3 protein-coding genes and 1 pseudogene are annotated in these 6,054 nt (G+C 69.6%); all 4 read left to right on the forward strand.

The window, feature by feature from the left end; genetic code table 11:
* Nucleotide 1 precedes the first annotated feature (1 nt).
* The gene (gene tssK, locus RTK35_RS25895; protein WP_107329649.1) at nucleotides 2–1,333 is read left to right on the forward strand and encodes a type VI secretion system baseplate subunit TssK; all 1,332 of its coding nucleotides are present in this window, start codon (nucleotides 2–4) and stop codon (nucleotides 1,331–1,333) included.
* 4 nt (nucleotides 1,334–1,337) lie between these two features.
* Entirely contained in the window at nucleotides 1,338–2,207 is an 870-nt protein-coding gene (icmH, locus tag RTK35_RS25900) for a type IVB secretion system protein IcmH/DotU (RefSeq protein ID WP_044411949.1), read from the forward strand.
* 15 nt (nucleotides 2,208–2,222) lie between these two features.
* Entirely contained in the window at nucleotides 2,223–5,738 is a 3,516-nt protein-coding gene (gene tssM, locus RTK35_RS25905) for a type VI secretion system membrane subunit TssM (RefSeq protein WP_316909330.1), read from the forward strand.
* Nucleotides 5,735–6,054: pseudogene (locus tag RTK35_RS25910) on the forward strand (PP2C family protein-serine/threonine phosphatase); the annotation flags it as partial. The gene tssM and the pseudogene RTK35_RS25910, both read left to right, overlap by 4 nt.

A 6,054-nucleotide genomic window follows, 5' to 3' on the forward strand; every position in this document is an offset into this window, starting at 1 on the left:
CATGCACACCCACAAGGTCATCTGGCGCGAAGGCATGCTCCTGCGCCCCCAGCATTTCCAGCAGAACGACCGCTACCACGACAACCAGATCCGCCAGCGCACACGCCTGCTCAGCCGCTACTGCTGGGGCTTCTTCCACCTGGAGATCGACCCGCAGTTCCTCGCCACCGGCAAGCTGGTGCTGAGCCAGGCCGCCGGCGTGATGCCCGACGGCAGCCTGTTCGACCTGCGCAGCCGCAGCGAACCGCTGGCACTGGACATCCCGCCCAACACCAACCAGACCCCGGTGTACCTGGCCCTGCCCCTGGTCACCGGCAACCACATCGAGGCCCGCCGCAGCGACCAGGCCGACGTGCTGGCGCGCTACACCGGCCATGACCTCGACGTGGCCGACTCCAATGCCGGCGAGGACTCCAGCACCCAGATCACCTGCGCCCGCCCCGACTTCCGCCTGCTCCTCGGCGAGCAGCGCAACGACGAGGCCTACGTACGGCTGAAGCTCTGCGACGTGCTCGACACCTCCCCGGAAGGGCGCATCACCCTGGACCCGGCCTTCATCCCCAGCCACCTGCACCTGGCCGGTTCCGCCTACCTGCTGTCCTGCCTGAAGGAAGTCATCGGCATGCTCGGCCACCGGGGCGACACCCTCGCCGAGCGCATCCGCTCCAACGGCCAGGTGGCCGGTGCCGAGGTCGGTGACTTCATGATGCTGCAGCTGATCAACCGCACCGACCTGCTGCTCCGACACTACCTCGACCAGGAGCACGTGCACCCGGAGGAGCTGTACCGCACCCTGCTGGCCATGCTGGGCGAGATCACCACCTTCTCCAGCGACAGCAAGCGTGCCCGCCTCGACAGCCGCTACCAGCACAACGACCAGGGCGCCAGCTTCCGCGCCCTGATGGATGCCCTGCGCCAGGCGCTGTCCATGGTGCTGGAGCAGCACGCCATCGAACTGGCCCTGCAGCAGCGCCAGTACGGCATCCTCGTGTCGCCGCTGAAGGACCACACGCTGCTCTCCACCTCCTCCTTCGTGCTCGCCGCCAGCGCGCAGTGCGAGCCCGAGGAACTGCGCCAGAACCTGCCCTCGCACCTCAAGGCCGGCGCGGTGGAGCAGATCCGCCAACTGGTCAACCTGCACCTGCCCGGCATCCGCGTGCGCCCGCTGCCCGTGGCGCCCCGGCAGATCCCCTTCCACGCCAACAAGACCTACTTCGTCCTGGAAATCACCGCGGAGGAGCGCAGCCAACTGGAGCGTTCCGGCGGCTTCGCCTTCCACGTATCCGGCGAATTCGCCGGGTTGGACCTGAAGTTCTGGGCCATCAGGAACTGAGCGCATGCACAAGGAAATGGACTATCCACAGGACGACCGCACCGTCCTGCTCGACCGCCGCAGCGACGCCCCCCATCGCGGCCCCCTCACCGACCTGGCCGACGCCCCGCGCCTCGAACAGCTGGAAAGCCGCATGGTGCATGCCGCCCGGCTGCGACCGGCCGAGGCCTTCAACATCAGCCTCAACCCGCTGGTCTCCGCCGCCGCCAGCCTGCTGTCGGAGATCGTGCGGCTCAAGCACAGCCAGCAGGGGGAGGACCTCGCCGTCCTCAACCAGGCGCTGGCCGACGGCGTCCGCCAGTTCGAGCAGCACGCCCTGCAGGAAGGCCTGGAGAACGGCGATGTGATGGCCGCCCGCTACGTGCTCTGCACCGTGCTGGATGAAGCCGTGGTCACCACTGCCTGGGGCGACCAGAGCACCTGGGCACAGATGAGCCTGCTCAGCCAGTTCCACAACGAAACCTTCGGCGGCGAGAAGTTCTTCCAGTTGCTGGACCGCCTGACCCGCAACCCGGTCAAGCACCTGGCCATGCTGGAGCTGATGTACCTCTGCCTGGCCCTGGGCTTCGAGGGCAAGTACCGGGTGGCGGCCCGCGGCATGCTCGAACTGGAGGCCATCCGCGACAGCCTCTACCGGCAGATCCGCCACCTGCGCGGCGACGTGCCCCGCGAGCTGTCGCCCCAATGGCAGGGCCTGCAGGAGCCCGGGCGCGGCCTGGTACGCAGCGTCCCGGCCTGGCTGGTGGCAGCCCTCACCCTGGCCTGCCTGCTGGCCATCTACGCCGGCTTCGCCTGGGTGCTCGACGATCAGCGCGAAGCCGTGCTGCAGCCCTTCCTCCCGGCCGCCTCCGGCCCACTGGACCTCACGCCGTAACACAGGGACCGTGTCATGAAAGATTTCTTCAAGAAGCTCGGCGCCGTGCTGCGCCGGACCTGGGTCTGGAGCCTGCTGCTGGTGCTGATGCTGGCCCTGCTGGTGTGGTTCGCCGGCCCCTTGCTCGGCATCGCCGACCACAAGCCGTGGGAAGACGCCGGCAGCCGGCTGCTGAGCATCGCCGTACTGTTCCTCGGCTGGGGGCTGTTCATCGTCTTCAGCACCTGGCGAGGTGCCCGCAAGCGCGAAGCGCAACAGGCCACCGAGGACGGCCAGGAGCAACTGCGCCGTGAGGAGGAGGCCAGCGAGGAACAGCGCGAACTCGCCGCCCGCTTCAAGGACGCACTGCGCACCGTGCAGCGCTCCAGCCTGTACAAGGGCCAGGGCGAACAGCGCCGCCGGGACCTGCCCTGGTACCTGGTGCTCGGCCCCCAGGGCAGCGGCAAGACCACCCTGCTGGACTTCTCCGGGCTGGACCTGCCGCTCAACCAGAACGACCGCACCCTTACCCGGGACACCCACGGCACCCGCTACTGCGAGTGGTACTTCGCCGAGCAGGGTGTGCTGATCGACAGCCCCGGGCGCTACCTCACCCAGGGTGATCCGGAGGTGGACGGCGGCGCCTGGAACAGCCTGCTGGCCCTGCTGCGCAAACGCCGTCGCACCCGCCCGCTCAATGGCGTGATTGTCAACCTGCCCCTCGACCTGCTGGCGAGCGGCGACGAGCAGGCCCTGGACGACCTGGCGCGGCAGGTCCGCAAGCGCCTGCAGGAGATCCACCAGCGCCTGCATGCGGAAGTGCCCGTCTACCTGGTCCTCGGCAAGGCCGATACCCTGCCCGGCTTCGACGAGTTCTTCGACCACCTGTCCCGCGAGGAGAGCGACCAGGTCCTCGGCGCCACCTTCCGCGAGGGGCAGAACGGCACCAGCGGCCAGGTGGTGCGCCAGGAGTTCGAAGCCCTGCTGCGGCGCCTCACCAGCCAGGTCATCACCCGCATGCACCAGGAGCGGGACACCGGCCGGCGGGGGCGCATCCTCGACTTCCCCACCCAGCTCGGGCGGATCGGCGAACCGCTGTGCGTGTTCATCGACATGGCCTTCACCGGCAACCGCTACCAGCGCGCCAGCCTGCTGCGCGGTTTCTACTTCACCAGCGCGCCGCACCTGCTCCAGGAGCTGGACGAAAGCACCGCCCGGGTCGGCGCCAACCTGGGCCTGCGCAGCAGTGCCCTGCCCACCCTGCGCGGGGGGCGTGCGCGCTTCATCCACCAGCTGTTCAGCCAGGTGATCTTCCCGGAGGCCGACCTGGCCGGGCTCGATCCACGCGAAAAGCGCCGCATCGACTGGGGCCAGCGCGGGCTCTACGCCGGCGCGTTCGGCTGCGTGGCGCTGTTCGGCCTGGCCTGGGCGGCGGGCTTCAGCAGCAACCACCAGCGCCTGGAAGCCGTGCGCGACCATGGTCGGGTGATCGAGACCCAACAGGCCCTGCTCGACCCTCGCGAAGACGCCCGCGCCGCCCTCACGCTGCTGGACCACAGCTTCGCCGCCACCCGCGTATTCCCCAGCGCCGCCGAGCGTTCACTGCTGGAGCACAACGGCCTCTACCAGGGCGGACGCAGCCAGCCCGTGCTCGACGACGCCTACGGCCGCGCCCTGGAGCAGCAGTTGCTGCCGCGCATCGCCACCAGCCTGGAGGGCCAGGTACGCGCCAGCCTGGGCAACCGCGAGCGCCTGCTGGCCAGCCTGCGCGCCTACCTCATGCTGAACCTGCCGGAACGGCGCGACGCCGCCTTCCTCAAGAGCCAGCTGCAGGCCGAATGGTCGCTGCGCTACGGCGGCGATGCCGCGACCCAGGCCGCGCTGACCGAGCACCTCGACCGCCTGCTGGCGCGCCCCTTCGTCCACCCGCTGAACGAGCCCCTGGTGGCCCAGGCCCGCCAGCGCCTGCGCAGCGAATCCCTGGCCGCCGTGGTCTACCGCGTACTCCGCGACCAGGCCCGCAGCCTGCCGGAGTACAGCTTCGCCCAGCGCCTGGGGCCACAGGGCGCGCTGTTCTCCGGCACCGACTACCGCATCCCGGGCTTCTACACCCGCCAGGGCTACCAGCAGTTCTTCTCCGCCAAGGGCCTGCCCACCGTGCGTGAGCTGCTGCGGGACAACTGGGTGATGGGCGAAGGCGGCAACCTCAGCATGCAGGACCTCGGCCGCCTGATGGTCGAGCTGCAGCAACTGTACTTCCGCGACTACGCCAACCACTGGAGCGAGGCGATCAACCGCCTGAAGCTGGAGCCCCTGCTGGACACCTACCAGGGTGCCGAGCAACTGGCCGGGCTGACCGCAGCCAACTCGCCGCTGCTGCAATTGCTGGTGGAGGTGCGCGAGCACACCCGTCTGCCCGGCATCGCCGACGCCACCTCCGAGGCACCCGCCGAAGGCGCCAAGGCCGATGGGGCCCTGGGCAAGGTCGCCGCCGTCGCGGAGAAGGCCCGGGATGCCCTGGCCAGCAACCTGCCGGACAATGCGCGGCTGACCATGGAGCGCCGCTTCGAAGCCCTGCACCTGCTGCTGGACGACAACGGCGGCGCCGCAGCCGACCTGGTCCCGGTCATGCGTGCGCTCAACGAACTGCAGCTGCAACTGGCCACGCTGGCCCGCTCCAGCCAGCCGGAGCAGGCCGCCTTCGACCTCGCGCGCAACCGCATGGGCGGCCAGAGCGACGCCCTGGCCAACCTGCGCAGCAGCGCCTCGCGGCTGCCCCAGCCGATCGGCGGCTGGCTGGCGATGATGGCGGGGGAAAGCTGGCACCTGATCCTCAGCGGTGCCCACCAGTACCTCAACCAGCGCTACCAGAGCGAGCTGTACGGCTTCTACCTGAAGGCCCTGGACAAGCGCTACCCGTTCAACCCGCGCAGCCACAGCGACGTCGCCCTGAGTGACTTCCGCGAGTTTTTCAAGACCCAGGGCCTGGCGGAGCGCTTCTTCGATACCTACCTCAAGCCCTTCGTGATCGGCACACCCGGCGAGTACCGCGTGCGCTCGGTGGACGGCGGCAGCCTGCCCATCGCCCGTGGCTTCCTCGACCAGATGGCCAACGCCCAGGCCATCCGCCTGAGCTTCTTCGCCGACAACCCCAACGAGCCGCAGGTGAGGTTCCGCCTGGAGCCCTACTCCATCGACCCGGCCCTGAGCCGTGCGGAGTTCCGCTTCGGCGACCGGCTGATGGAGTACCGCCATGGGCCCATCGTGCCCATGTCCTTCAAGTGGCCCACGGAGGCCGAGGAAGGGCGCAGCAGCCTGGTGCTGGAGGAGCTCAGCGGGCGGCGCATCGGCGTCGAGCGCAACACCGGCCCCTGGTCGCTGTTCCGCCTCTTCGACCAGATGCAGGCCGAATACCACAGCGGCCGCGACGTGCTGATGCTCAAGGCGGAAGTGGACGGCCTGCGGGCTCACTACCTGGTGCAGAGCCAGCGTTCGCCGAACCCCTTCGACCTCGGCATGCTGCGTGCCTTCCGCCTGCCGGTGAGCCTCTGATGCCGGGCGCCGCCTGGACCAGCGCCGCCCGCACCCACCCTGGCAAGGTGCGGGCGCGCAACGAGGACGCCTTCCTGGACAGCCCGGGCCAGGGCCTGTGGGTGGTGGCCGACGGCATGGGCGGCCACCACGCCGGTGACCGCGCCAGCCGCCTGGTGGTGGAAAGCCTGGCCGAGCTGCCTGCCTCGGGGGACTTCGCCAACCGCTTGCAGCACCTGCGCCGCCACCTGCACTGGCTGAACCGCAGGCTGGCAGACGCTGGCAGACGAACTCACCGTCACCGACGGCCAGCGGAGGATCATGGGCAGCACGGTGG

It is taken from the genome of Pseudomonas sp. zfem003 (assembly GCF_032621675.1).
Classification (GTDB): Bacteria; Pseudomonadota; Gammaproteobacteria; order Pseudomonadales; family Pseudomonadaceae; genus Metapseudomonas; species Metapseudomonas otitidis.